Below are 25,942 nucleotides of genomic sequence, written 5' to 3'. Positions count from 1 at the left end.
ATGAACATTGCTTTAATCGCTCACGATAAGAAAAAAAGTGACATGATCCAATTTGCTATTGCGTACCGTGATATATTGGCAAATCATACACTTTACGCAACAGGGACAACAGGTTTGAGAGTGAAAGAAGCGACGGGGCTTCCCATTCATCGTTTTCAGTCAGGACCACTTGGGGGAGATCAGCAGATTGGTGCTTTAATTGCTGATAATGCAATGGACCTTGTGCTCTTTTTTAGAGACCCGCTTACCGCGCAGCCGCATGAACCAGATGTATCTGCACTCATTCGGCTTTGCGATGTGTATACCATTCCACTTGCCACCAATATGGGGACGGCTGAAATTTTAGTCAGGAATTTAAATAAAGGTACGTTTGATTTTCGAGATGTAGCAAAAAACGGAGGAACAAATGAAACGACTTGATATCCTTGCATTCGGAGCCCATAGCGATGATGTAGAGATCGGTATGGGCGGAACGATTGCAAAATACGTAAAAAAAGGGGCACGTGTCGGGATTTGCGACTTGACCCAGGCTGAATTATCCTCGAATGGAACAGTAGAGAGTCGTAAAGAGGAAGCGAAAGCGGCTGCCGCCATTTTAGGCGTGTCAACGCGAATCCAGCTTACACTGCCAGACAGAGGGCTTTATTTAAATGACGAAGCAATGAAGGACATTGCAGGCGTGATTCGTACATACAAACCGAAACTAATTTTTGCTCCGCATCACCAAGATCGGCATCCAGATCATGGTCATGCGGGTTCACTTGTAGAAGAGGCTGCTTTTTCGGCAGGGATACATAAATTTGAAGATTCATACAAGCAGCCAGCGCATAAAATAAGTCAAATGTATTATTACATGATTAACGGCCATCATCGTCCAGATTTTGTGATTGATATTTCTGAGGAAATGCACCAAAAGATTGATAGCCTGCATGCGTATCAAAGCCAATTTGTGAAATCGGCGAATTCAGTTGAGACACCTCTTGTGAACGGGTATATTGATTTTGTCAAAATGAGAGAGTCTATGTATGGAAGAGAAGTCAATAAAGCTTATGCAGAAGGGTTTATCACAAAGAAACCACTTTTGATCGATGACGACTTACTTGGGGGGTAATTATGAAAAAACTGAAGGTCGGAATCACTTGTTATCCAAGTGTCGGTGGCTCTGGCATTATTGCGACGGAACTTGGAAAACGTTTAGCTGAAAAAGGGCACGATGTTCATTTCATTACCTCAAGTATTCCGTTTAGGCTCAATAAAGTGTATCCGAATATTTATTTTCATGAGGTGGATGTCAATCAATACGCTGTTTTCCAATATCCGCCTTATGACCTTGCATTAGCAAGTAAATTGGCAGAAGTCGCAAGACGAGAGAAGCTTGATATTATTCACGCGCACTATGCGGTGCCTCACGCCGTCTGTGCGTACTTAGCGAAGCAAATGATAGGACACTCTGTAAAAGTCGTCACGACGCTTCATGGGACGGATATTACGGTATTAGGCTATGATCCATCACTAAAGGAAGTCATTCGCTTTGCGATCGAATCATCAGACCGGGTAACGGCGGTGTCGCATTCATTAGCTGCGCAGACGTACGACCTCATCAAACCAAATAAAAAGATCGAAACAATCCATAATTTCGTCGATGAGCGTGTATACTTGCGTGAAGATCACGATGTGCTGAAGAGACACTATGGTCTTTTACATGATGAAAAGGTCGTCATCCATGTATCGAATTTCCGCAAGGTGAAGCGAGTGCATGATGTCATTCATGTGTTTAAAAAAATCTCTGAACAGGTGAATGCAAAACTGCTGCTCATTGGGGACGGTCCAGAAAAATCGGTTGTTTGCGAACTCGTGAAAAAGCTAGGGCTGACAGACCGCGTGTTATTTTTAGGGAAGCAAGAGAAAGTAGAAGAGCTGTATTCCATCAGTGATTTGAAGCTGCTTTTATCTGAGAAAGAGAGCTTCGGACTTGTGCTTCTTGAGGCAATGGCATGCGGTGTCCCGTGTATTGGGACTGATGTTGGCGGGATTCCAGAAGTCATTACACATGGGGAAACAGGTTTCCTTGTCCCGCTCGGCGATATAGAAGCGGCAGCTAAACACGCAGTCTCTATACTGAAAGACAAAGCGCTTCATGAGCAAGTGTCGGCGGCAGCCCAGTCTAGCGTTCAAACCCATTTCTCTTCTGAAAAAATTGTGAGTGAATATGAAGAGCTTTACCTAGAATTGATCGAAGGTGATGATGAACATGAATGAACCATTCACACATGCGATCCCTATTTTACATACACTGCACGAACATGGGCATCAGGCTTACTTTGTCGGCGGAGCAGTGAGAGATGTCCTTTTAGGCAGGGAAATCGGCGATATCGATATAGCAACGGATGCAACGCCTGATACGGTCGAGTCTTTATTTGAAAAAACAGTTGATGTTGGCAAAGAGCATGGCACTGTCATTGTGTTACATGATGGGATTAGCTATGAGGTGACAACGTTTCGAACTGAATCAGAATATGAAGATTTTCGCAGACCGAAAGAAGTGGCGTTTATCACATCCTTGAAGGAAGATCTTTTAAGAAGAGATTTAACGATCAATGCGATGGCCATGGATATAAATGGGGAGATCATTGACCATGTAGGGGGCAAACAGGATATTGAGCGGAAACGAATTCAAACCGTAGGAGATCCTGCGTGCCGCTTTCAAGAAGATGCGCTTCGGATGATGAGAGCGGTCCGTTTTTTAAGCCAGCTTGGTTTTGAGCTCGCTGCAGAAACGGCTGAGGCAATGGAAAAAGATAAGCATCTCCTTGCCAACATATCCGTTGAACGCAAAAAGATTGAAATGGAAAAGCTTTTAAAAGGACGTTATTGTGAGCGGGCGATCAAAGTGCTCATTTCTACCAAATTGTATGAAGAATTGCCGGGTCTCAAAAAGGATCGTCTACAAGAATCTTTTCAGTCATTTCCGTATTATTTACTGGATGGACTGGAAGAAGTATGGGGAGCTGTTATCCATTTGTTTGGCTTAGATGAAGAGGAGGCTGTGCTCTTTTTAAAAGAATGGAAGCTGTCAACAAAGCTATTAAAAGACGCGGTGGCCATTAGCCGATACGTCGATTGTGACTGGGATGCGGAGAAGATGTTCGAGGCTGGTGAACACGTGCTCTTATCTAGCTTGAAGATCACACAGCTAAAACACGAGCGCCGCATTTTCTTTGACGAGCTGGAGGCTGCGAAGCGTTCTTATGATGCACTGCCGATTAAAACGCTTCAAGACCTCGCTGTTTCAGGTAAAGATTTAATGGCCTTTCGGCAAAAGACATCAGGAAAATGGATCGCAGAAGAGCTTAATTTGGTGAAAAATGCCGTTCTGCACAATCATTTGGAAAACCGAAAAGAAGCCATAGAGGAGTGGCTTACAGCATGCGATCAGCAATTAGAAAACGATTAATCGAACTATTTACAGCATCTAGTCAGGACTTTGTTTCAAGTCAGCAAATATGTGATGAGCTTGGCTGTTCTCGAACGGCTGTCTGGAAGCATATAGAGGATCTTAGAAAAGAGGGCTATGAGGTAGAAGCCGTCAGAAGAAAAGGATATCGCCTGCTTCGTAAACCGGACAAAATTAGTGAAGACGAAATTCTGTTTGGTCTCCACACAGAGAGCTTTGGCAGACACATTTATTTTCAGAAAGAAGTCGCCTCCACACAGCTGATTGCCCATGATCTTGTAAATGAAGGTGCGCCCCACGGTACGCTCGTTGTCAGTGATCATCAGACAAACGGGAAAGGCCGCCTTCAAAGAACGTGGCATTCACCAAATGGGACAGGCATTTGGATGAGTCTCATTCTACGCCCTGAAATTCCGCTGCACAAAGCGCCGCAGATGACGCTTTTGGCATCTGTAGCCATCGCAGAAGCTATTGCAGAGCAAACAGGACTCAGCCCCTCTATTAAATGGCCAAATGATATTTTGCTAAACGGAAAAAAAGTCGTTGGTATTTTGACTGAATTAAAAGCAGAGGCGGATCAGGTTCATGCAGTGATTATTGGACCGGGCATTAATGTGAACCAAACGGCAGATGACTTTCCGGATGAACTAAAGGATGTCGCTACGAGCATGCGAATGGAACTGAATGAAAAAGTGGACCGTGCTGCGCTCATCCAACAGATCATGTTAACATTTGAAAAAAGGTATGCTGATTATATGAAGCATGGATTTGCGCCCATTAAACAATTATGGGAATCGTTTGCGATGACGATCGGTCAGCATATTGTGGCCCGTACCGTCAATGGGCAATACACTGGAAAAGCGCTCGGAATCAATGAAGAAGGTGTTTTATTGCTTGAAACGGAGGAAGGGATCCAAAAAATCTACTCCGCAGACATCGAGATCAAGTCAACTTAAGTGGAACACCCGGCACATTTTTGATATACTTCGTGTGGGCAGTATCTGAAAAGAGCTGTACCTGTTAGAAACAAAAATTTGATGAATTTCTGCCTTGATCCTAAGGGACTTGGACAGAGGGATGATTCGCCGCGCATGAGAGATCAAAACATGTGATGTGAGGCAAGCCATCTCCTCTCCAGAATGAGGAGGAACAAATGAAGACAAAGCTAGATTTTTTCAAAATGAAAGAACAAAATGAACCGATTGTAATGCTGACAGCATACGACTATCCATCTGCAAAGCAAGCAGAAAAAGCGGAAGTCGACATGATCTTAGTCGGTGATTCACTTGGGATGGTTGTACTTGGATTAGATTCGACAGTACAAGTCACGATCGATGACATGATTCATCACACAAAAGCAGTGAAAAGAGGCGCAAAAGACACATTTATTGTGACGGATATGCCATTTATGTCTTACCATTATTCATTAGCAGAAACATTGAAAAACGCAGCACGCATCATGCAAGAAAGCGGTGCGGATGCCTTAAAGCTAGAAGGTGGAGATGGAGTATTTGAATCCATTCAAGCCCTTACAAGAGGCGGAATTCCTGTCGTCAGTCATTTAGGCCTCACACCTCAGTCAGTTGGAGTACTTGGCGGGTATAAAGTGCAAGGAAAAGACCACGAAAGTGCGCAGAAATTGATAGAAGACAGCTTAAAATGTGAGGAAGCGGGTGCGATTGCACTTGTGCTTGAATGCGTACCTGGTGAACTGACAAAACGAATTACCGACATGCTGAAGATTCCTGTGATCGGGATTGGTGCAGGGGCTGAGGCAGACGGACAAGTTCTCGTTTACCATGATGTGGTAGGATACGGCGTGTCTAGAACACCTAAGTTTGTGAAACAATACGCGCAAATTGATACTGTATTAGAAGAAGCGCTTATTCAATATACAAAAGAAGTAAAAGCACACACATTTCCAGAAGACAAGCATACATTTCATATCAAAGAAGAAGTCCTTGATGGTTTATATGGGGGTATCAAAAAATGAACGTTGTCACCCATATTCACGAGTTGAAGGAATTGATCAAGCTGCATCAAGAAAAACTGCATTCCATCGGCTTTGTCCCAACGATGGGCTTTCTTCATGAAGGACATCTGACGCTTGCGAAAGAAGCAAGGGATCAAAATGACATTGTGGTAATGAGTATTTTTGTCAATCCTTTGCAATTTGGACCGAACGAAGACTTTGAATCCTATCCAAGGGATATGGAAAGAGATCAGCGCCTTGCAGAAGAAGCAGGGGTAGATATTTTATTTACGCCTGATGTGAAAGAAATGTATCCAAATGAACCATCGATCACAATGACGGTTCAAAAGCGAACTGATGTCTTATGCGGGAAAAAACGTCCAGGACATTTCAACGGTGTTGTTACTGTGCTTACAAAACTATTTCATCTTGTAGCACCAACAAATGTATACTTTGGTCTAAAGGATGCACAGCAAGTCGCTGTGATCGATGCGATGATCAAGGATTTCTTCTTTGATCTTCACCTCGTCTCAGTGCCGACAGTTAGGGAAGAAGACGGTTTAGCGAAAAGTTCAAGAAATGTGTACTTGTCTGATAAAGAAAGACAAGAAGCTCCTGCTTTGTACCGCGCATTGAAAAAAGGACAGTCAGCGGTTGAAAAAGGTGAACGTGACGTCAGTCGCATTTATCAGTTGGTAGAAGAGGAAATTCTTCAAACTAGCGGGGAAATTGATTATATCGAGATTTACTCTTATCCAGAGCTTGAGCCGCTTCAGCAGTTAGCAGGTCAGGTCATCATTGCGATTGCGGTGAAATTCTCACGGGCAAGACTGATTGATAATGTGATATTCCATGTTCCTGAAAGCGGTGAAAAGCATGTATAGAACCTTTATGACTTCTAAACTTCATAAAGCGACAGTAACAGAAGCAAACTTACATTATGTAGGAAGCATCACCATTGACGAAGATTTACTTGATGCGGCAGGTATGATGGCAAATGAGAAAGTACAGATTGTCAATAATCATAATGGCGCGAGACTTGAAACATATATTATTCCCGGTGAAAGAAAGAGCGGTGTCATTTGTCTAAATGGCGCAGCAGCAAGATTGGTTCAGCCGGGGGATGAAGTGATTATTATTGCTTATGGGATGCTTTCAGAAGAAGAAGCAAAGACACATACACCAAAAGTGGTCGTGTTAAATAAAGAAAATCAAATTGAACAAATGATTGGGCAAGAGCCTGCGAGAACGATTTTATAACGTATGCTCCAATGAAACAGAACAGTTTAAGCAAAGAAGCTGTTCTGTTTCAGCTATTTTTGCCCAGAGCGTGTTTCACTTTGAGTGGAACGAGGAATTGAGGTGTCCATTTTATGGCCGATCAAAGGTTTGTTGTCGTTGATATTGAAACCACCGGAAATTCACCTAAGAAGGGTGATAAAATCATTCAAATTGCTGCGGTGGTCATTGAAAATGGACAAATTGTCGAACGGTATTCAAAATATGTGAACCCGGGAAAAACGATCCCTGGATTTATTGAACAGCTGACAGGCATTCAGCAGCATATGGTAGACGATGCAGTGTTTTTTGAGGACATTGCCCAAGAGGTGTATGATCTCATTCAAGGCGCTTATTTTGTTGCGCACAATGTTCATTTTGACTTGAACTTTTTAAATGATGAACTAAAAGCATGCGGGAAAAATGAGCTGGATGTGCTAGCGATTGATACAGTTGAAATTTCTAGAATTCTTTATCCAGAGCTTGAAGGCTATAAGCTCACTGAATTAAGTGAAGAGCTCATGCTTCCACATGACCACCCGCACAGGGCGGATAGTGATGCGGAAGTTACTGCCATGTTATTTTTAACCTTACTCCATCAATTAACACATACACCGCCAAATGTGCTTAAGCAGCTGCGCAGATTATCCTCTTATCTCTTAAGTGATATTGGATTTTTAATCCAGCAGCTTGAAATGAGTGATGCCAGCCGTGAAGATTCTTTGGTAGAAGTAGGCTCTTTTGCTGTTAAAGATGTCACCAATTCTGAAAAGGATACGACAGATTCAGTAGGGGAAGACGATGAACAGCTGTTTGAGGAGATCAAAAAGAAGCTTCCCCAAACAGTGGAAGGCTATGAAGTAAGAGAAGGCCAGCTCAAGATGATGAATAAAGTAAGAGATGTGTTTCATGAAAGAGCTTATGCTTTAATTGAAGCGGCACCAGGTATTGGGAAAACGCTGGCATACCTCATACCAGCCGCATTAGAAGCAAAAAAATCAGGAAAACCTGTCATTATTAGTACATATTCCATTCTTTTGCAGCAGCAAATGCTTCAGCGTGATGTGCCGATTTTAAATCAATTGCTTCCATTTGAGCCAACAGCCAGTGTATTCAAAGGCCGAGCGCATTATATTTGCTTAGATAAGTTTGAGCATGTGCTGCATGAGGAAGATGATAACTATGATGTGGTCTTAACGAAGGCGCAAATATTAATGTGGCTCCTTGTGACAGAAACGGGTGATTTATCTGAACTAAATTTACCTTCAGGAGCTGCCAATATAAAAGACCGGATTTCGTGTGTGCACATGCCGTTTACATCGAAAAAGCGCCGCTTTAAGGAATACTGCTTTTATGAGCGTGCAAAAAGAAGGGCGAAAACAGCTGATTTAATTTTAACGAATCATCGCCTGCTCTTATCACAAACGGAAGCATCATCTATCTTTCAGCATGCAGACGTATATGTGATTGACGAGGCTCACCAATTTGAGAAAACAGCCAATGAAACGCTAGGGGATAGTGCGTCGTATATCCAGCTTCATGCGAAATTAACACAGCTTGGCTCATTACAGGGCGGTCTGTTAAAGAAGCTGAAAAAGAGATTTCACGGTGCCGGCTTACAGACGGACACCTTTATCGAAATGGATGAGTATCTTCAGCAGCTTCAAATGGAAAGTGACGCCTTCTTTAGTACCGTTCATTCTTTTGTGAAAAGGACAAAACCAAAAGCAGACATCAATCGTCTCATTCATAGAGTACGTCATCAGTCGAAGCATGCGCAGTGGAAACGGATTAAAGAGACGGCAAGTAAGCTTTGTTCCTTGTTAATTGCTTGTGAAAAGCTGTATGAACAGCAAAAAAGCGAGCTTCTTCAAAAAAGTGATCAGCTGACAGAACACTTTGCGTTTGAAGCAGAGGAATACGATCAAGTGATGTCGTTTATGCATACATTTTGCAGTACGCTGTACCGGTTCATTTTTGAACCGAAAAACGATGAAACGGTTTGGATTGAGATCGATGCAAAGGGTGCCAAAAATGCTGTCTTTATGCATGCACAGCCGCTAGATACCGGCGAGCTTTTAGCGGATCGATTTTTTATGAACAAAAAAAGTGTTGTCCTCACATCAGGGACACTCACAATTAATGGTCGTTTTGATTATTGCTTAGAACGATTTGGTCTGCAAGATTTTTATCCGCATCTTGTACAGATTGAGTCACCGTTTGAACTTGAGAAACAGCTCAAGGTGATTGTACCAGCTGATATGCCGCCGATTACGAACCGTGATGAGCGTGACTATGTAAAGCAAGCAGTACGGTACATTAAGATAATGGAAAAGCAGCAACAAGCGAAAATATTGGTGTTGTTTAATTCACATGAGATGTTAAAAGCAGTGTATGATGAACTGAAAACAGAAGGGATGCAAGCCGCCCTTTTTGCCCAAGGTCTGACGGGCGGTAGTCCTGTTAAATTAACGAAGATGTTCAAATTAGCAAAACATGCAATTTTACTTGGTACGGGTAGTTTTTGGGAAGGTGTCGATTTTCCTGGATCAGAGCTGACAACAGTTATTATGGCACGTCTTCCGTTTCGGCCGCCTGATTCACCGCTCATTGAAGCAAAATGTGATGCCGCTAAAAAACAGGGGAAGAACCCGTTTAAAGCCGTTGCTCTCCCAGAAGCTGTGTTAACCTTTAAACAAGGTGCAGGACGCTTGCTGCGCTCTGAAAAAGACATAGGGACATTGCTCATTTTAGACCGCCGAGTGAAAACCGCGTCATATGGAAAGCTATTTTTAGAATCACTCCCTCATGCGCCAGTCCACGAGATGTCAAAAGAATCACTTGAGGCGTATATAGAGAAACTCAAAAACGAAAAGCCGCTGTCATAAGCGGCCTTTAGCTGGTGTGGGTTTGGAGTTAATTTATCGTAACGGCTTTTTGTGTTCCGTTGTAAAAATAGTATCGGTTCCCGTGCCGAAAAGTATGACTAACAATATTTACGTACCGAGGAGGAATTAGAAGTGGAAAGTAAAATAGAGGTACTTTCAACTGTTCACATTAAGCATTCAGAAGACCTGTATAAAATTGTTGACTTATTGAACAGAACGCTTAAAAGAGAAGATCTCATGTTTGGATTGGCATTAGATCAAGAAGATCAAAATCAAGCGATATTTACAATATATCGCACATAGGGGAAGCTTGACATGAAAAAAATAGTCTGGATCATCTCATCCATTGTGGCTCTCGTTTTGCTCATTGGTATCATCAGCTTTACGTGGATTTATCAGATTACCATGGGACAAAAAGAACAAGGTCATGAGGCGGCGATTGAACGAGCAAAAAAACAAGCAAACATCGTACAAGTGGAGCAAGTAGAAACTTTTGTTGGAAAAGAAAAACAATTTATTGTTGAAGGGAAAAACAAACAAAACGAAACAACCTATGTTTGGGTACCTGCCAGCAAAAAAGAAAAAGTGATCGCAAAAAAAGAAAAAGAAGGCATTACCTCAAATCAAGCAGTACAAGCCGTTCAAAAGGAGAACACGGTCTCTAAGCTAAAGGACGTTCAATTAGCAAGAGAAGGTGACGTACTCCTTTGGGAAGTGACGTACTTAAATGAAAACAATCAATACAGCTTTAGCTATGTCGATTTCTTGACAGGGAACGTGGAAAAAAATGTAACGCCGTAGTTTCTCCTGTCTTGCGTTGACCATGCTGATTTAGAACGGTTATAATAAAATGTATGAAAAAAGAATCACACCTATCGAAAAGGTGAGCTTCTTTCTGGCTTTGGAGGGAATTATGTTGAAAACAACGATTAATCAAGTGTTCAAACATGTCGATGAAGATGTAACCATCGGCGCATGGATTGCCAATAAACGTTCAAGCGGTAAAATTGCATTCTTGCAGCTGCGTGACGGGACAGGCTTTATTCAAGGAGTTGTAGTAAAAGCAGAAGTGGAAGAGGAAGTCTTTAAGCTTGCGAAATCAGTTACTCAAGAAACATCTGTCTATGTGACAGGACAAGTAACAAAAGACGAGCGTTCACCTCTTGGTTTTGAATTGCAAGTGAAATCCATTGAAGTGATTCACGAAGCAACTGACTACCCGATTACACCAAAAGAGCATGGAACAGAATTCTTAATGGATCACCGTCATTTATGGCTTCGTTCTAAAAAGCAGCATGCTATTATGAAAATTCGTAATGAAATCATTCGTGCTACATATGAATTCTTCCATCAAGAAGGCTTCGTGAAAGTAGACCCGCCAATTTTAACTGGAAGTGCACCTGAGGGTACAACGGAGCTGTTTGCAACGAAATATTTTGATGAAGATGCGTACCTTTCTCAAAGTGGACAGCTTTACATGGAAGCTGCGGCAATGGCACTCGGAAAAGTATTCTCATTCGGCCCAACATTTAGAGCTGAAAAATCTAAAACAAAACGTCATTTAATTGAGTTTTGGATGATCGAGCCTGAGATGGCTTTTGTCGAATTCAATGAAAACCTTGAGTATCAAGAAAATTATGTGACTCATGTGGTTCAAAGTGTACTTGAAAACTGTAAAGTGGAACTGCATACACTTGGCCGTGATACAGCAAAATTAGAAAATATCAAAGCACCATTCCCGCGTATCACTTACGATGAAGCAATTAAATTCTTGCAAGAAAAAGGATTTGACGATATTGAATGGGGAGATGACTTCGGCGCGCCTCACGAAACAGCGATCGCTGAAAGCTACGATAAACCGGTGTTTATCACTCATTATCCAACATCATTAAAACCATTTTACATGCAGCCTGCACCAGATCGTGATGATGTCGTTCTTTGTGCAGACTTGATTGCACCAGAAGGCTACGGAGAGATCATTGGCGGTTCTGAGCGTGTCCATGATCTAGAGCTGCTTGAAGCAAGATTGAAAGAACATGGACTAGATCAAGAAACTTATAAATGGTACACAGAATTAAGACAATATGGTTCTGTACCGCATTCAGGTTTTGGTCTTGGACTTGAACGTACAGTTGCTTGGATTAGTGGAGCGCCGCATGTGCGTGAAACCATTCCTTTCCCAAGATTATTAAACCGTTTATATCCTTAAGACGTGAAAGCCTCCAACATATGGAGGCTTTTTCAAACGTTTTTTGAAGGGGCACGTGAAATAAAACGTGATATACTTAAAGTGAAGAGGTGTATCCGATGAATAGGCAGCAATTTATTAATATGCAGCAAATGGGCTCGACTAGTTTGCCTAATTTGCTGATTGCTCATTATGAGCAGTTAGGACTGAATGAATCACAAATGATGGTGATGCTTAAGATTAAAATGAATGAAGAACAAGGTGTGTTCTTTCAAACGTTTGAAGAGCTATCCCATGGCATGACCATTTCAGCTGAAGAGTGTGCGTATATGGTTCAGCATTTAATTCAAAAAGGATTTATTTCGATTCAGCCGTTTGAAGACGGGTCTGGTATTCAGCATGACCGTTACTCAGTTGAGCCTTTATGGGGCGTGCTGTATGACTTTCTAGAGGCAAAACAAGCGAAGGAAGGTCAAAAACTTCATGTACAGGCTGAAAAGTCTTTATATGCTTTATTTGAAGATGAATTTGGCAGACCACTGTCTCCTCTTGAAGGAGAAACACTCTCGATTTGGATGGACCAAGACCATCATGATGCTGAAATGATCCGCCTAGCATTAAGAGAAGCGGTTTTATCAGGAAAATTAAATTTCCGTTATATCGACCGAATTCTGTTTGAGTGGAAAAAGAAAGGGCTGAAAACAGCGGAAGAAGCAAAAGAGCATAGCCAGCATTTCCGTTCTCAGCAAAAAGCGCCACCTTCAAAAGAAGAGACGTCAACATATAAGCGACAAGTTCCTTTTTATAATTGGCTGGAACAATAACCAATAAAGGAGAAGTCATGTTATCAAAAAAACAAATCAATGAATGTTTAGATATTATAGGAGATATGTTTCCAGAAGCTGAGTGTGAGCTTGTTCATTCCAATCCATTTGAACTTGTGATCGCTGTAGCACTCTCTGCGCAGTGTACAGACGTGCTTGTCAACAAAGTGACCAAAACGTTATTTCAAAAATATAAAACACCAGAAGATTATTTAAGTGTACCGCTTGAAGAATTGCAGCAAGATATTCGTTCGATTGGCCTTTATCGAAATAAAGCCAAAAACATTCAAAAGTTGAGCAAAATGCTGATTGAAGAATATGGCGGCGAGGTGCCAAAAGATCGGGACGAAATTGTGAAGCTTCCTGGGGTGGGCCGGAAAACAGCAAATGTCGTCGTTTCGGTCGCTTTTGGGGTGCCGGCAATTGCAGTGGATACACATGTGGAACGTGTCAGCAAGCGACTTGGAATCTGCCGCTGGAAGGATTCAGTTCTCGAAGTAGAACAAACTTTAATGAAAAAAGTGCCAGAAGAAGATTGGTCTGTGACGCATCACCGCCTAATCTTTTTTGGTAGATATCACTGCAAGGCGCAGCGTCCGCAGTGCGAATCTTGTCCGCTTCTTGATATGTGTAGAGAAGGGCAGAAAAGGCTGAAAAAAGGATTGGTGAAGCTGGCATGAGCGGGGCAGTTGTTTTTTCCGCATATGTCGAAAAATTAAAAGAGAAAAAGGTAGAGATGAAAGGCGATCGAGTAGACATCCTTAGAGAGCATCCACTCGCATATGATCTATCATCAGAACTTTTAACAGATGAACTTCCATGGCAGAACACAGAAGAATTTGTTCCTGTGATGTTCGAACTGTGGAATGAATTAAAAGAAAAAATGCTTCCTCGTTTTCAAACAAGAAAGTCACGGTGTGAAGAAGATGATATGCTGCAAGGGATTGTCAGTATGATTGCTGTGTTTTACTGGATCAAAGGGGAGAGACTTCAAACGCTTGATTGGGAACATATTAAGCAAGAGACATTTCCTGTTGCTCCTATTAATTGGACAGAACGTTTAGAGTTCATTTTGCTAAAACCGACTCAATATCACTGCTTTATTCAACTAGACGAGCTATACACAGAACTAAAAAAGCAGTATGGAAAATATGAAGCACTTAAAAAGATTAGACAAAACCGTTAAAAAAAGCACTTGCCATATAGGCAAGTGCTTTTCATTATTCATTTTCTTTTCGATTAGGAGAAGTTGATTGCGAATTTGAGCTTTGAGAGTTGGTTTTCGCATCATCTTTCTTTTTATCTTTATTGTCAGTTTGTGAGTTTCCGTTCCCATTTGTACTGTCTGAGCCATTATCGGAAGAACCATTATTTCCGTTTTCCGTATTTCCGCCTTGATCCTGATCCTTATCTTTGTCTTGATCTTTTTTATCATCTGGCTTTTGCTCATCAGTGCCTGGGGGTTGATTTTTGTTATCGTCAGTCTGGTCTGTCTGCTCGTCGTCAGGCTGCTGAGGTTCTTCTTCTTCTTTGTTCTCATCATCTGCTTTTTCTTCCTCATCTTCATCATCCTTGATGGTGAGGAAAGTAGAAGCTGCTTTACTTGTAACATCCTCAACAGTGGCTGTCACTTGGAACTTATAAGTAGAGCCAGGCTTCACATCAGAGATGACCGCTTCTTTAGCAGAACTGTTTTGAATCTCTTTATAGCCGCCGTTATCAACCGCTTGTTTTACATTAAATGTAGCATCTGCGTCGTCATCATAGCCCCAAGTCAGTGTGATGGATTTTTTCTCTTCATCATACACTGCTTTTAAGTCAGAAGGCTTATCAGCTTCTTTTTTCTCATATGTGTCAGACACTTTTGTCGGAACCGTTCCTTTTACAAAGTATTCTGTTGTCTTCTTATCGCTCGGTGTATTTGGTCCGGCTAATTTCGCTGGATCCGATCCTTTTTCAACCGTAGCTTCAACGACACTGTCTGGTTTTTCAAATGAGCCGCTTCCATCATCAATTTGAGAAATTAATCGCTGGAAGACGATTTTGGCAACACGCTGCTCATAATCTGTGAGCCACATTTTGCCGTCCGCATCTTTTGAGTTACCGATCCCAGTCCAAACGGCTGCTGTATATTGCGGCGTATAACCAACAAACCACGAATCTTTCGCACCGCCAGAAGGTATATTGTATTTATTGATATCATCTTGTGTAAAGTTCGTTGTACCTGTTTTACCAGCTACTTGAACGTTCGGTACTTGTGCAAGTGTCCCAGTTCCAGATTGGACAGCAGTTTTTAGCATATCTGTGACCATAAATGCTGTGTAATCACTCATAGCCGCTTTGGAATCTGGCGTAAGGTCAAGCTTTGTACCGTCATTAAATTCAACAGATGTGACAGCATGCGGTTCATTATAGTATCCATTATTACCGAATGCACTAAAGGCTCCAGCCATCTTCAGGGAGGAGACACCATCGTCAAATCCACCGATTGAGTAAGACTCTGGAATGTCAGACGGTAAGTCCATACCTAAGTTATTAGCGAATTTAACGGCATTGTCTGTGCCAGCTTCTTGGAAAGCCTTTAGGGCAGGGATGTTTCTTGATTGTGCCAAAGCACTTCTCATCGACATTTTCCCTAAATGTCTTCTGTCAAAGTTATTAATCGGTGTACCGTTTGAGTACGTATATGGCGCATCATCAATTTGCTGATACGTTGACCATTTTTTGTTTTCAATGACAGGACCGTAATCTAAAATTGGTTTGATCGTTGAACCTGGCTGACGTTTTGCATCTGTCGCATAGTTAAAGCCGCCAGCTGGTACATCACGTCCACCGCCAATAGCTCGGATTTCACCATTTTTCGTATCAAGCAGGGTGACACCCGCCTGCATACCTTTTGTAAAACCAACTGAATCCCCATTGATAATATCATCTAAGTGATCCTGAGCTTTTCGATCAAGTGATGTATAGATTTTTAGTCCATCTGTTGATACATCCACTTTGGCTTTTTTCTGTACTTCTTCCATGACTTCTTCAATGTAAGCAGAATACTTACTTGAGTTCTGGCTCTTATATTTATCAGCAGGGACTACGGTCTTTTTGACAGGGGTTGCTTTTGCAACTTCATAGTCTTTCTCTGAAATATAGCCTTGTTTTTTCATGAGGCCTAATACGATATTACGGCGTTTTTCCGCTGCCTCAGGATTTTTCACTGGGTTATAAGCAGAAGGGCTCTGCGGCATACCTGCAAGTGTGGCAGCCTGTGCAACAGTTAGTTTATTTAAATCTGTCACGCCGAAAAATTGTTCAGCCGCTTTCCCAACACCATAGGCATAAGGCGAGAAGAAAATACGGTTTAAATACATTTCTAAAATTTCATCTTTAGAGTACTTTTGCTCAAGCTGAATCGAGAGCCATACTTCCTGTACTTTACGTTTTAACGTTTTTTGATTGTTAAGTAGAGTGTTTTTCACAACTTGCTGTGTAATTGTACTTCCACCTTCAGCTCCAAAACCGTCCTCGACGTTTGCGACAAGGGCACCGCCAATACGGATTGGGTCAATCCCGTGGTGTTTATAAAAACGTGCATCTTCCGTTGCAATAAATGCTTCTTTTACCACATCAGGTATATCTTTAATCGAGACATACGTTCTTTTTTCCGCACCGACTTCTGCAAACACTTTCTTGTCTATGTCATAAAGCTTTGAAGAATACGGTGTTTTGAGCTTACTATCATCAATTGAAGGAGCGCTTGATGCAAAAACGGCAAAAGTTGTGATTCCGGCCACTACACATAGAAGACCGATCACAAGTAAAGATAAAAATATTTTTTTAAATAGACCTGCTTTCTTTTTGCCTTTTTTGTTCTTTTGCTTCTTATTGTTTTCTTGACTTGCTTTACGTCGCTGTTCACGACTTGTAAATTGATCAGACATCACATCTCAACCTTTCGTGTTAAACCTTTTTCGAACGTCATTGTTACTCACTTTCATCCGAAAAATGAAGTGTCTCCACTACTTTAATATAATCAATTCTTGGCGAATATCCAAGTGTCATTAAGTGGCCTGCTTCCACTAATTCGTCTTTACTAATGGATTTTCGGCCGTTTAGCTTCTGCCGCTCCCAAAAGAAAAAGAGATCTGAAGCGGGCAAATAATAAACGGAGCCAAATGCGGATATAATAACGAAACAAATACCGCCTTGCTTTTCAACCTGTTTCATATGCTCAATTTGATGGTCGTGGAAATTTTTGAGCGGAAACGAGGTGGTGCTTTTGGTTTCCTTTGCTTCAAAATCGATATAGCGCCCTTTGTACACTCCATTATAGTCTGTTGTGGATGATTGTTTAAAGTAGGCTTCTTTGATCACAGCAGCGCTTCTTTTTGGATAATCCACATTCACAATTTGAACGGGGGTAGGCTTTTTATGAATGACTGCGATCCCGTTGACCAAATAGTACTGGTTGGTTTCATTTAAGTCAGCCTCAAGCGTCATCCCGCGGTTACTATAAGAGGATTCGCCGCTGATTCTTTTTTTTGTCCCAATTGGTTGAATGGGCTGATACGATTTTCCGTTTGGATACCGAATCATCAAGTTTCAGCCTCCTTTTAATGCATTTTGTATTGGAGAGATACCTATGTTGTCACAAAAAGAGCACATCATCACTCAGCATATATTGCGTGAAACGAAAGTGAAAAATAAAGACAACCTGACGAGGACAAATGCTTACAAGCGCTTTTATGACCGTCATCCAGAGATGAAATGGTCGCTGCTTGCTTCCTTTGTCTCGAGAAATGCTGGATGGTCTATGACGGATCTAAAGGGCGAGCTCTTCCATCCAGGTCTAAAAGATCAAGAGGGGCACCTTTTTTTCACAGCATATGAAAGAGCGAATTGGCTGATCTTTGCGGATGCTTACCCTCAGCTTCTTTTGTATGAATGGTCTAAGCGGTGCGGCAAACCCTTGTTTCATCTGCTTCCGTATTTTTCTGTATCTCGTTTTATGAGCACTGAGTGGGAACGATTTTGGTTAAAGCGTGACACAGAGCGCCTGCTTTATGCACTCATCATAAATGAACAATATACTATACAATCTCCTATTATACAAAATCCTCTTCTGAAAAAGAATGTTTTTCACTCGATTCAATATCTGTTCAGCGAGTGGGGACATTTTCAAACCGTTGTTTTTCCAACGGTGGACGGGCATTTGTACGGGTTAACCATACGGAAGTTTTCCCACGTAAAGGAGCGTATTACATTAGGGAAAAAACTAGCGAAACTATTATTTCGGGCCGATTTATTTTCGGATTTTTATCATTTTTTGCATACTGTTCCGCATACCGGATCACGGTTTGATTTTGAGCCGTTTTTAGGGATCGCTAGGAGGTCAACACCTTTTCTTCGAACTGTTTATCCAGTGATGACACATTCATTAGACGATCAAAGAGAAGATTGGTTTCAAAAGAAATTGAGCCCATCTTTGTTTGATGCAGAGACGCTGCCAAAACAAATTGAGCTGACCGACTGGTATTTTCATAAAAAAAGACAGCTTCGTTTTCTTTTCTCATTAGAGCACTATTTTTTGCATAAATAAAAAGCAGGGGGTACCTGCTTTTTTTACGTGGATGGTCGATTAGGACCGCCGAGCTTTTTATCAAGCTGATCTGTACTGTTTTCTTTCCCTTTTGGTTTTTGCTCTTTTGGTGCTGGCTGCTTTTTCATGAAATCTACCTCCTTTGTCCTTAGAATTTACACAATCGGACGCAATCATACAAAGAAGGACAAGCATATGTCGAAAAGGGAGAAATAGCGCTCATCTACACTTAGATTGGCGATTTGCTTCTAGTTTTGTCATGTGTGAAGGAGGGTGTGAAAGAAAAGAGAATGTAACGAGAGACGATAAAGGAGGAATCTGATGATGAGCGAATTTGTATCAAAAGAATCCATTTTGCAGTTATTAGAGGAAATCGAGCGAAAAATTGATGCGGTGGAAGAAGAGCTGTCTCTTGCTGTGAACGAAACAACACGTGCAGCCATAGAAGAGCAAGAGCAAATGATAGACCGGCTTGAATCGGAAGTAAAGGACTGTGAAGTGAAGATTCACGCAGCTGAGTATCAACTGGCGGCAAGACCGGCATACCACGCAGGGTAGCTTTCTATTTGAGCAATAAGTAAACGTTTGATAGGATGGTTCATAGAGGTGAACACTTTGGATAATCAAACATTACTTAAACATACACAAGAGCTGAGAATATGGATCGAAGAGGCGTATGAGCAGTACCAAAAGGGAAAGGCTGAAGAGGAATATCCGGTTTATGATTTTCACACAGAAATTCAGCCAGCCGTTGAGACATTTGATCAGAAAATGGAAGAGTGGCTCACTGCTGCGATCTCGTTTATTCATCTGGCGAAACCTAGATATTTACACGAAGAACAGCTTGAAGCCGTCAAAGAAAATGGGAAAGAGGTTGTCCTGCAATCTTATTTTGGCAAACAGCATGCACCCCGTGTGAAAAATTTAGTTGAGTCAGTGATTTACACACTGAACCTTTTAATAGAAGAAATTAACAAGCGCAGCTGAAGATATCGCTGCGTTTTTCTTATGGCTGCTTTAGGCACATCTTCTGTTTTTCATCATAATATATGAGTGACAAGACTATGTGTTGAGAGCGAGAGGAGCGAGATATATGATCCCTTATTCAAACCAGCAGCCGTATGAATTCAATCCATTCAATCAAGGGCCTTTTCCGTATCCAGAAATGCAGCAGCAGCCTCCGCAGCCTCCAGAATATTTCATGCCGCCACATCAAGGTGGCATGAGCCAGGCATCACCTGCTGTCTATCAGCCGCCTTATGGATACCAAGAAAATGGACCGCCTTATCAGCCGCCCGAAGCGATCAATCAACCCCAGATGCAGCCACCAGGCATGATGCCCATGCAGCAGCCTATGAACCCTTATCCTTTGCCTAGACCGCAAAAACAGCAATCATCTCAATTTAAAAGTGTGCTATCGCAATTCAAAAAAACGAATGGACAATTCGACTTTAACAAAATGTTTGATACAGCTGGGCAAATGATGAGTACGATGAATCAAGTAGGCTCATTAGCGAAAGGATTTACGAGCATTTTTAAAGCATAGTGAAAACCCAATAGAAGGATCTATTGGGCTCTTTGCTTTGGTGCCGTTACACGAAGTGTTTGATCTTTCCACACGCTTTTCATGTTCGTTTCATCTATTTTTGCCGGCATTAAAATGGTTTTTGTAAAGCTCGAATACGAGGAAGTTGTATCCGTTTTGATTGTTTCTTGCACGGATAAGTGTAAATATTGGGCTTTTACTTCTAGCGCGATATCGCCTTCAACAAAATGGTCGGGAAATTGGATTGCGATATACACAAACTGCTCATCCTCTGTCACATCGGTCGTAATCGATGCAAGTGAATGCGATGTGGTCATGAGCGCCTCCGCACTATTTAATATCTCATGAAACGGGGAGGATGCGAAAAATTGTTCAATCGCTTCATAGAGAATATCTTCATTTGCCAGCAATTCATGTTTCTTTTCGCCTTCATGTTCCATTTGAATCACCTCTCATCTACAGCCTATGCAGAAAGGAGTCAGGCGGTTATCAATTGATGAGAGGAAAAAATTATGATTAAATAGTGTTGAATGAAGCAAGGTGTATGAGCGTATCGTTTCATACACGGAATAGATCTAGAAGCAAAGCTTGAAGGGAGCAATTGACATTGCTGAAAAAATTATTCGGTTTCGGGAAAAACCAAGATGATGTAAAGGAAGAAATCATTTATTCTCCAGCTGATGGAGAGTTAATGGATATGACGGATGTACCAGACCCTGTTTTTTCTCAAAAGATGATGGGAGACGGCGTAGCAGTCAAACCAAAAAGTGGTACGATTGTGTCACCAGTAGAGGGTGAAATCATCCAGCTCTTCCATACAAAACATGCAATTGGCATTCGAACACTCTCAGGGCTTGAGCTTCTGATTCATATCGGACTTGAAACAGTGGGATTAAATGGTGAAGGATTTGAAGCGCACATCAAAGAGGGAGATAAAGTGAAGATCGGTGACCCTCTCATTACGTGTGATTTAGAACTGATTGAAGAGAAAGCGTCAAGCACAGTGACACCGATTGTCATTATGAATGGTGACTTGATCGAGCATCTCGAAAAAGAGCCAAAGGGATCTGTTGAAAAACAAACATCTAAGCTTTTTACCGTTAAATTAAAATAATCAGGACAAAAAAACTACCCAATCGCATGAGGGTAGTTTTTTTGCTGACATTAATCTTCCATCGGAACCCAGCCTTGACTCGCTTCCATAACAGACCACAATCCTTCTGGGATCAAATACTGATCTTTTTGGCTTCGTTTAATGACAGTTTCAATCTCGCTTTCTCTGCCTTCTTTAATCTTCTTTGCCCAATCTGGATCGACGATCAGTTCACGTGCGACAGCGATAAGCGGAATTCCTTGGTTATAGGCATTTAGTGCATCTTCGGCTGTAATCACGCTGCCTACGCCGATGAGCGGAAGTGTATCGCCGCAGCGATTCTTTAGCAGCTCCATCCGAGTCTTATCCGTATCTGCACCGCGTCTTGCTTTAGAGTCAATCTCCATTAAAGAGATATGCAAATAATCAAGGTTTTTAGTTTTAAGAACATCGACTAAGGTAAACGTCTCTGTCATCGTTAAACCAGGTGTTTCTGGTTCTTCAGGGGATAATCGATATCCAAAGATAAACGGTTTTGTCGCATGTTTTTCGATTGCCTCTTTCACTGCATCCACAACAGCGATAGGGAAAGCTAGACGCTTTTCTTCATTTCCTCCCCACTGATCTGTCCGCTGATTGCTATGCGGAGAGTAAAATTGCTGTAATAAATAACCGTTTGCACCGTGGATTTCCACGCCGTCAAATCCTGCTTCGACCGCTCGTCTTGCTGCTTCTTTAAAAGAGTCAATGATATGGACAATTTCCTCTTCTTTTAAAGCGCGTGCTATCTGATTTCCATCTTTAAACACATCACTTGGCGCAACCACATCACCATTTGGAACTAAGTGAGGGAGAGCCTGAGAGCCGCCGTGATGAATTTGAATGATGGCTTTTGTTCCCTTTGCCTGAATCGCAGAAGCTAGTTTTTTCAGACCGGGTATATCTTCATCTCTTGCGATAGAAGGCTGTCCTTCAAATGCCTTACCATCTGGAGTCACGTTTGCACATGCTGTGATCACCATGCCCATCTCACTAGATCTAGCTGTAATGAAATCAATTTCCTCTTTAGAAATGGTGCCATCCTCGTGAGAACCGAAGTGTGTCATTGGCGCAACGACTAACCGGCCATTAATAGACGCACCTCCTGGAAACGTAAATGGTTCAAATAAAGGCTTAAATTCGTTTTTCACTCTCATCATCTTCTTCCTTGATAAAATCATTTCACTATAGAAGTGTAATAGATACTGTTACAACACTTCAAAGTATTTGCTCATAAGCTGCGCATCAAAAAATTGCCGCCTAGTCATGCAAACAAATATTCGGTACACTATGTAAGAGAGGTGATGCGATATGAAAAAGAAAACAATGAACGAACTCATAGAAGAATTAAAAAAAGATGAACAGGTAGAACATTGGCATGAAATTGAAGCGAAGCCCGCACAGACCTCTCCAGTGCCTGAAAGAGTGAACGAAAAGCTGAAAAAGGCGCTTGAGAAACGAGGCGTGAGTGAACTCTACATTCATCAAAAGGAAGCCTTTGAACGTGTGATGGACGAGGAGCATGTTGTAACTGTCACACCAACAGCTTCAGGTAAAACACTTTGCTACAATCTGCCTGTCCTTCAGTCGATCGTAGAAGATCAGACAAGCCGCTCCCTTTATTTATTCCCAACAAAAGCGCTCGCACAAGACCAAAAGAGTGAACTTAACGAGATCATCCACGAGATGGATGTTCCGATTCATAGTGAAACATATGATGGGGATACCTCACCCGCCATTCGGCAGCGAGTTAGACAAGCAGGACATATTGTCATCACAAACCCGGATATGCTGCATTCAGCCATTTTGCCTCATCATACGAAATGGGTCAGCTTGTTTGAGAATTTGAAGTATATTGTCATAGACGAGCTTCATACATATCGAGGCGTATTTGGCAGTCATGTAGCCAATGTGATTCGCAGGTTAAAACGAATTTGTGCTTTTTATGGAAGTGATCCGATTTTCATTTGTACGTCCGCAACGATTGCAAATCCAAAAGAGCTTGCGCAGCAGCTAACGGGAAGCAAGATGCATTTGATTGAGCGAAACGGGGCACCTAGCGGTAAAAAGAATTTTGTGTTTTACAACCCGCCAGTTGTGAATAAACCACTAAATATTAGACAAAGTGCTGCCACTGTCGTCAATCAACTGGCTAAAACTTTTTTAAAGGAAAAAATCCAAACGATTGTTTTTGCTAGAAGCAGAGTAAGAGTAGAAGTGATTTTAAGTCATATTCAAGAACTAGTGAAAAAAGAAATCGGTCCAAAATCAATTCGTGGATATCGTGGAGGCTATTTACCAAAAGAGCGGCGCGTGATTGAAAAAGGATTGAGAGAAGGAGACATTCTAGGTGTCGTCAGTACGAACGCACTAGAATTAGGTGTAGACATAGGTCAGCTAAAGGTCTGTATCATGACCGGGTATCCTGGCAGTGTAGCGAGTACATGGCAGCAGGCAGGCCGTGCTGGAAGGCGTCATGAGGAAGCACTCATTATCATGGTGGCAAGCTCCTCACCCCTTGACCAATATATTGTCAGACACCCAGAATATTTCTTTAATAGACCACCTGAAGCTGCCAGAATTAACCCTGAGAACCTCATCATTTTAGTGGATCATTTAAAATGTGCATCCTACGAGCTCCCGTTTCGGGAGGATGAACAGTTTGGCGGCATGGACGTAGAAGAGATTTTGCAATACTTACATGAGGAAGGCGTTCTCCATTTTAGCGGGAACCGGTATTATTGGTCAGATCAATCGTTCCCAGCGCATGGCATCAGCCTCCGGTCTGCAAGCCAGGAAAATGTCGTAATTGTGGATCAATCAGATGTGGCGAATGTTCGGATTATTGGCGAGATGGACCGTTTCAGTGCGATGACGCTTCTTCATGATGAAGCCATTTATTTACACGAAGGGGTTCAGTATCAAGTGGAAAAGCTAGATTACGAGCATCTGAAGGCTTATGTGAAACAAGTAGATGTAGAATACTATACAGATGCGAATTTAGCCGTCCAACTTAAGGTGCTTGAAATCGATCAGACGACAGAGAAGGAAGCTGTATCTGTTCACTACGGTGATGTGACCGTCAACGCAATGCCGACGATTTTTAAAAAAATCCGTCTGAGTACCGGTGAAAATATCGGGTCTGGACCGATTCACTTACCGGAAGAAGAAATTCATACGAGTGCTGCTTGGTTTGAATTACATGAGGCAGAGCTGAGATTTGAAGAGAAAACTCTTGAACAGCTGCTTCTAGGCATTGCAAATGTTCTTCAGCACATTGTACCTGCTTTTGTGATGTGTGACCGTTCTGATATTCATGTGGTTTCACAAATTAAAGCGGCACATACCGGAAAACCGACGGTCTTTTTATATGACCATTACCCTGGCGGAATCGGCTTAAGTAAGGAAGTACAAGCTCGCTTCGATGAAATAGCAGGCGCAGCCATTCAGCTCATTGAGCGGTGCCGCTGTGACAATGGCTGTCCATCCTGCATTGGCATGGAAATGAAAGAGGTCAACGGAAAAAGCAGCATCGTTGAATTGATGTCCGTATTTTAAGGGAAAGGAGGGGACACCTGCTCATGTCTTTAAAAGGGAAATTAAACAGAATGAAAAAGCATCTATCGCACAATCAGACACATGAAAACCGGCAGAAAACATCGGAAGGAATACCTCAGCCTGTGACTTCAGAAAATATCCCATTTTTAAAAGAATGGGAAGCATTAGGTGTGTCTCCTTATCATTTTGAGGAGTCCTTTTGTCTGATTCGCGAAGTTACCTACTCATTAGATCATCAGCATGGGCGCTATTCGTTTGCGGAACTGCCGAAAATCATTGAGCAATGGAACGAAAGCGGCATCCAGCATTCGCTATCGGCTAAAGGGTACGAGCCGCACGAGCTGTTTTTCTTTGATACAGAAACAACAGGATTATCTGGCGGTACGGGAAATATGATCTTCTTGCTTGGACACGCACGTGTCTTTTCGGGCAAAGTGGTGGTGAAACAGCACCTGCTCACCAATCCAGGAAATGAAGCGGCTCTTTACAAAAGCTTTCTGGATGAAGTAAACGTAGAATCGTTAGTTACATATAATGGTAAATCATTCGATTGGCCGCAAGTGAAAACGAGACATACGCTTTTACGAGGTCAAATTCCTGCACTTCCTGAATACGGCCATTTTGATCTTCTGCACGGATCTAGACGATTGTGGAAGCATAAATATGAACGAATGGCGCTATCCGTTGTGGAAAAAGAAGAGCTGCACGTGCAGCGTGAAAACGACACGCCGGGGTTTTTGGCACCGATGATTTATTTTCATTTTTTAAAGGAACAAAACCCGAAGCTGATTGAAGGAATCTTGACTCATAATGAACTAGACGTCTTATCGTTAATCAGCCTCTACATTCACCTATCCAAAAAAATACTATCTGAGGATGCGGTAAAGGAACACAATGAGAAATATGCGCTCGCTAGGTGGCATCTTGCTCATCGTGATGTACAGGAAGCAACGAAGCATTTGCAGGAATTAACGAATGCTGACTTTGAGCATGCGAATCAGGCGTCTTATGATCTTTCCTTGCAATATAAACGACAAAACGAGTGGGATCAAGCGGTTCAAATTTGGGAGAAATTATTTGCATCAAGCGATGTCCATTTAGCATTAAAAGCGGGTATAGAGCTTGCGAAGTATCAAGAACATCGTGAAAAAGATGCAAGATCAGCTCTATCTGTTACTGAATCGTTATTATCTTTTTCTACGTTAAGTCAGCGAGAAACTGAAGAACTTGAAAAGCGAAAAAAACGGCTATTGAGAAAAGCTGGGCAATAAACATTATTGCCCGGGAAAGCGCAAAACATGACAACGTTCGGCTCTCGACCGAAAATGAAAATTGTTTAGCACTTTTATTGTAGAAAAGTCACGAATCCTGTAAAATAACGTTAGATATTGAATGAGGAGCGTAGAGCATGTATAAGGGTCTTTTCTACTTGTTTTTTCTTGTTGTCATTTTGGTCGCTTTTGTGTTTTCAAACTATAAGGATGTTTTCCTTGCAAACTTTTAAAATAG

At 41.9% G+C, this 25,942-nt stretch carries 27 protein-coding genes; 22 read left to right on the top strand and 5 right to left on the bottom strand.

Annotation, left to right across the window (positions count from 1 at the left end; translation table 11 throughout):
- The 15 genes from mgsA to MHH68_RS10050 all read left to right on the top strand — a co-directional run bounded on the left by mgsA (position 1) and on the right by MHH68_RS10050 (position 13,790).
- Positions 1-420, top strand: coding sequence for a methylglyoxal synthase (mgsA, locus tag MHH68_RS10120; RefSeq protein ID WP_050943855.1), 420 nt, complete (start codon positions 1-3; stop codon positions 418-420).
- Positions 407-1,111 (top strand): bacillithiol biosynthesis deacetylase BshB1, encoded by a 705-nt coding sequence (gene bshB1 / locus MHH68_RS10115; protein ID WP_058014827.1) that lies wholly within the window; start codon positions 407-409, stop codon positions 1,109-1,111. Before mgsA ends, bshB1 begins: the two co-directional genes overlap by 14 nt.
- A gap of 2 nt (positions 1,112-1,113) precedes the next feature.
- Entirely contained in the window at positions 1,114-2,259 is a 1,146-nt protein-coding gene (gene bshA / locus MHH68_RS10110) for an N-acetyl-alpha-D-glucosaminyl L-malate synthase BshA (RefSeq protein ID WP_061408343.1), read from the top strand.
- Positions 2,252-3,454, top strand: a complete 1,203-nt coding sequence (locus tag MHH68_RS10105) for a CCA tRNA nucleotidyltransferase (protein ID WP_268496950.1) — start codon at positions 2,252-2,254, stop codon at positions 3,452-3,454. Before bshA ends, MHH68_RS10105 begins: the two co-directional genes overlap by 8 nt.
- The gene (locus MHH68_RS10100) at positions 3,427-4,410 is read left to right on the top strand and encodes a biotin--[acetyl-CoA-carboxylase] ligase (RefSeq protein WP_339162900.1); all 984 of its coding nucleotides are present in this window, start codon (positions 3,427-3,429) and stop codon (positions 4,408-4,410) included. The genes MHH68_RS10105 and MHH68_RS10100 overlap by 28 nt, the downstream gene beginning before the upstream one ends.
- A gap of 197 nt (positions 4,411-4,607) precedes the next feature.
- Complete coding sequence (gene panB, locus MHH68_RS10095) at positions 4,608-5,447, top strand: 3-methyl-2-oxobutanoate hydroxymethyltransferase (protein WP_058014831.1); 840 nt, start codon at positions 4,608-4,610, stop codon at positions 5,445-5,447.
- Positions 5,444-6,310, top strand: a complete 867-nt coding sequence (gene panC, locus MHH68_RS10090) for a pantoate--beta-alanine ligase (protein WP_339162897.1) — start codon at positions 5,444-5,446, stop codon at positions 6,308-6,310. The genes panB and panC overlap by 4 nt, the downstream gene beginning before the upstream one ends.
- Complete coding sequence (panD, locus tag MHH68_RS10085; RefSeq protein ID WP_034620444.1) at positions 6,303-6,686, top strand: aspartate 1-decarboxylase; 384 nt, start codon at positions 6,303-6,305, stop codon at positions 6,684-6,686. The genes panC and panD overlap by 8 nt, the downstream gene beginning before the upstream one ends.
- 113 nt (positions 6,687-6,799) lie before the next feature.
- On the top strand, positions 6,800-9,592 hold the full coding sequence (dinG, locus tag MHH68_RS10080; protein ID WP_339162896.1) for an ATP-dependent DNA helicase DinG: 2,793 nt from the start codon (positions 6,800-6,802) through the stop codon (positions 9,590-9,592).
- Positions 9,593-9,724: 132 nt separating this feature from the next.
- Positions 9,725-9,895 (top strand): YpmA family protein, encoded by a 171-nt coding sequence (locus tag MHH68_RS10075; RefSeq protein WP_003215469.1) that lies wholly within the window; start codon positions 9,725-9,727, stop codon positions 9,893-9,895.
- A gap of 12 nt (positions 9,896-9,907) precedes the next feature.
- Positions 9,908-10,393 (top strand): cell wall elongation/penicillin-binding protein regulator TseB, encoded by a 486-nt coding sequence (gene tseB, locus MHH68_RS10070; protein WP_339162894.1) that lies wholly within the window; start codon positions 9,908-9,910, stop codon positions 10,391-10,393.
- 115 nt (positions 10,394-10,508) lie between these two features.
- The gene (gene asnS, locus MHH68_RS10065; protein WP_088001079.1) at positions 10,509-11,801 is read left to right on the top strand and encodes an asparagine--tRNA ligase; all 1,293 of its coding nucleotides are present in this window, start codon (positions 10,509-10,511) and stop codon (positions 11,799-11,801) included.
- A gap of 98 nt (positions 11,802-11,899) precedes the next feature.
- On the top strand, positions 11,900-12,604 hold the full coding sequence (locus MHH68_RS10060; RefSeq protein WP_034661036.1) for a DnaD domain-containing protein: 705 nt from the start codon (positions 11,900-11,902) through the stop codon (positions 12,602-12,604).
- Positions 12,605-12,621: 17 nt separating this feature from the next.
- Positions 12,622-13,284, top strand: coding sequence for an endonuclease III (gene nth / locus MHH68_RS10055; RefSeq protein ID WP_339162892.1), 663 nt, complete (start codon positions 12,622-12,624; stop codon positions 13,282-13,284).
- Positions 13,281-13,790, top strand: coding sequence for a YpoC family protein (locus MHH68_RS10050; protein WP_339162890.1), 510 nt, complete (start codon positions 13,281-13,283; stop codon positions 13,788-13,790). Before nth ends, MHH68_RS10050 begins: the two co-directional genes overlap by 4 nt.
- 34 nt (positions 13,791-13,824) lie before the next feature.
- Here the strand turns inward: MHH68_RS10050 and MHH68_RS10045 are convergent, their stop codons facing one another.
- Positions 13,825-16,539: a PBP1A family penicillin-binding protein gene (locus MHH68_RS10045; RefSeq protein WP_058014837.1), complete on the bottom strand. Its 2,715-nt coding sequence runs from the start codon at positions 16,537-16,539 to the stop codon at positions 13,825-13,827.
- 43 nt (positions 16,540-16,582) lie between these two features.
- Positions 16,583-17,194 (bottom strand): Holliday junction resolvase RecU, encoded by a 612-nt coding sequence (gene recU, locus MHH68_RS10040; RefSeq protein WP_058014838.1) that lies wholly within the window; start codon positions 17,192-17,194, stop codon positions 16,583-16,585.
- Positions 17,195-17,240: 46 nt separating this feature from the next.
- Between recU and MHH68_RS10035 the strand changes: the two genes are divergently transcribed.
- Positions 17,241-18,197: a DUF2515 domain-containing protein gene (locus MHH68_RS10035; protein WP_339162888.1), complete on the top strand. Its 957-nt coding sequence runs from the start codon at positions 17,241-17,243 to the stop codon at positions 18,195-18,197.
- A 23-nt stretch (positions 18,198-18,220) separates the two neighbouring features.
- On the opposite strand, the gene sspM is transcribed toward MHH68_RS10035, so the two are convergent.
- A complete protein-coding gene (gene sspM, locus MHH68_RS10030) occupies positions 18,221-18,325 on the bottom strand; it encodes an acid-soluble spore protein SspM (protein ID WP_012010346.1) in 105 nt (34 codons plus the stop codon).
- A 196-nt stretch (positions 18,326-18,521) separates the two neighbouring features.
- Here sspM and MHH68_RS10025 point away from each other — a divergent pair, with 196 nt between their 5' ends.
- The 3 genes from MHH68_RS10025 (at position 18,522) to MHH68_RS10015 (ending at position 19,743) form a co-directional block, all read left to right on the top strand.
- Entirely contained in the window at positions 18,522-18,755 is a 234-nt protein-coding gene (locus tag MHH68_RS10025) for a DUF5446 family protein (protein ID WP_223251159.1), read from the top strand.
- 57 nt (positions 18,756-18,812) lie between these two features.
- Complete coding sequence (locus tag MHH68_RS10020) at positions 18,813-19,184, top strand: YppE family protein (RefSeq protein WP_169057111.1); 372 nt, start codon at positions 18,813-18,815, stop codon at positions 19,182-19,184.
- Positions 19,185-19,290: 106 nt separating this feature from the next.
- A complete protein-coding gene (locus MHH68_RS10015; RefSeq protein WP_058014840.1) occupies positions 19,291-19,743 on the top strand; it encodes a YppG family protein in 453 nt (150 codons plus the stop codon).
- 20 nt (positions 19,744-19,763) lie between these two features.
- On the opposite strand, the gene MHH68_RS10010 is transcribed toward MHH68_RS10015, so the two are convergent.
- Positions 19,764-20,183: an Hsp20/alpha crystallin family protein gene (locus tag MHH68_RS10010; protein WP_003215994.1), complete on the bottom strand. Its 420-nt coding sequence runs from the start codon at positions 20,181-20,183 to the stop codon at positions 19,764-19,766.
- A gap of 167 nt (positions 20,184-20,350) precedes the next feature.
- On the opposite strand from MHH68_RS10010, the gene MHH68_RS10005 reads away from it, so the two are divergent.
- On the top strand, positions 20,351-20,857 hold the full coding sequence (locus MHH68_RS10005) for a PTS glucose transporter subunit IIA (RefSeq protein WP_144462821.1): 507 nt from the start codon (positions 20,351-20,353) through the stop codon (positions 20,855-20,857).
- A gap of 50 nt (positions 20,858-20,907) precedes the next feature.
- Here MHH68_RS10005 and MHH68_RS10000 read toward each other — a convergent pair whose 3' ends face one another.
- Complete coding sequence (locus tag MHH68_RS10000) at positions 20,908-22,026, bottom strand: NADH-dependent flavin oxidoreductase (protein WP_235567057.1); 1,119 nt, start codon at positions 22,024-22,026, stop codon at positions 20,908-20,910.
- Between the two features lie 160 nt (positions 22,027-22,186).
- On the opposite strand from MHH68_RS10000, the gene MHH68_RS09995 reads away from it, so the two are divergent.
- Together MHH68_RS09995 and MHH68_RS09990 are read left to right on the top strand one after the other, a co-directional pair.
- Positions 22,187-24,433 carry a DEAD/DEAH box helicase gene (locus MHH68_RS09995; RefSeq protein WP_339162883.1) on the top strand — a complete coding sequence of 749 codons (2,247 nt, stop codon included), beginning with the start codon at positions 22,187-22,189 and terminating at the stop codon, positions 24,431-24,433.
- A 23-nt stretch (positions 24,434-24,456) separates the two neighbouring features.
- Positions 24,457-25,704, top strand: coding sequence for a ribonuclease H-like domain-containing protein (locus MHH68_RS09990; RefSeq protein WP_339162880.1), 1,248 nt, complete (start codon positions 24,457-24,459; stop codon positions 25,702-25,704).
- Positions 25,705-25,942 lie beyond the last annotated feature (238 nt).

Origin of the sequence: Bacillus sp. FSL K6-2841, assembly GCF_037976435.1 — a bacterium.
GTDB lineage: Bacteria > Bacillota > Bacilli > Bacillales > Bacillaceae > Bacillus > Bacillus pumilus.
Note: the sequence above shows the minus strand (reverse complement) of the source record. Positions and strands in the feature narration are given on the sequence as shown.

Excerpts from the sequence above, each read along its gene's own strand:
- dinG (WP_339162896.1), top strand. The coding sequence starts at position 6,800 with ATGGCCGATCAAAGGTTTGTTGTCGTTGATATTGAAACCACCGGAAAT.
- recU (WP_058014838.1), bottom strand. The coding sequence starts at position 17,194 with ATGATTCGGTATCCAAACGGAAAATCGTATCAGCCCATTCAACCAATT.
- MHH68_RS10015 (WP_058014840.1), top strand. The coding sequence starts at position 19,291 with ATGATCCCTTATTCAAACCAGCAGCCGTATGAATTCAATCCATTCAAT.
- panB (WP_058014831.1), top strand. The coding sequence starts at position 4,608 with ATGAAGACAAAGCTAGATTTTTTCAAAATGAAAGAACAAAATGAACCG.
- MHH68_RS10060 (WP_034661036.1), top strand. The coding sequence starts at position 11,900 with ATGAATAGGCAGCAATTTATTAATATGCAGCAAATGGGCTCGACTAGT.
- MHH68_RS09995 (WP_339162883.1), top strand. The coding sequence starts at position 22,187 with ATGAAAAAGAAAACAATGAACGAACTCATAGAAGAATTAAAAAAAGAT.
- MHH68_RS10105 (WP_268496950.1), top strand. The coding sequence starts at position 2,252 with ATGAATGAACCATTCACACATGCGATCCCTATTTTACATACACTGCAC.
- MHH68_RS09990 (WP_339162880.1), top strand. The coding sequence starts at position 24,457 with ATGTCTTTAAAAGGGAAATTAAACAGAATGAAAAAGCATCTATCGCAC.
- tseB (WP_339162894.1), top strand. The coding sequence starts at position 9,908 with ATGAAAAAAATAGTCTGGATCATCTCATCCATTGTGGCTCTCGTTTTG.
- MHH68_RS10010 (WP_003215994.1), bottom strand. The coding sequence starts at position 20,183 with ATGGAACATGAAGGCGAAAAGAAACATGAATTGCTGGCAAATGAAGAT.
- panD (WP_034620444.1), top strand. The coding sequence starts at position 6,303 with ATGTATAGAACCTTTATGACTTCTAAACTTCATAAAGCGACAGTAACA.
- mgsA (WP_050943855.1), top strand. The coding sequence starts at position 1 with ATGAACATTGCTTTAATCGCTCACGATAAGAAAAAAAGTGACATGATC.
- bshB1 (WP_058014827.1), top strand. The coding sequence starts at position 407 with ATGAAACGACTTGATATCCTTGCATTCGGAGCCCATAGCGATGATGTA.
- bshA (WP_061408343.1), top strand. The coding sequence starts at position 1,114 with ATGAAAAAACTGAAGGTCGGAATCACTTGTTATCCAAGTGTCGGTGGC.
- MHH68_RS10035 (WP_339162888.1), top strand. The coding sequence starts at position 17,241 with ATGTTGTCACAAAAAGAGCACATCATCACTCAGCATATATTGCGTGAA.
- MHH68_RS10100 (WP_339162900.1), top strand. The coding sequence starts at position 3,427 with ATGCGATCAGCAATTAGAAAACGATTAATCGAACTATTTACAGCATCT.
- MHH68_RS10050 (WP_339162890.1), top strand. The coding sequence starts at position 13,281 with ATGAGCGGGGCAGTTGTTTTTTCCGCATATGTCGAAAAATTAAAAGAG.
- nth (WP_339162892.1), top strand. The coding sequence starts at position 12,622 with ATGTTATCAAAAAAACAAATCAATGAATGTTTAGATATTATAGGAGAT.
- MHH68_RS10025 (WP_223251159.1), top strand. The coding sequence starts at position 18,522 with ATGAGCGAATTTGTATCAAAAGAATCCATTTTGCAGTTATTAGAGGAA.
- sspM (WP_012010346.1), bottom strand. The coding sequence starts at position 18,325 with ATGAAAAAGCAGCCAGCACCAAAAGAGCAAAAACCAAAAGGGAAAGAA.
- panC (WP_339162897.1), top strand. The coding sequence starts at position 5,444 with ATGAACGTTGTCACCCATATTCACGAGTTGAAGGAATTGATCAAGCTG.
- MHH68_RS10045 (WP_058014837.1), bottom strand. The coding sequence starts at position 16,539 with ATGTCTGATCAATTTACAAGTCGTGAACAGCGACGTAAAGCAAGTCAA.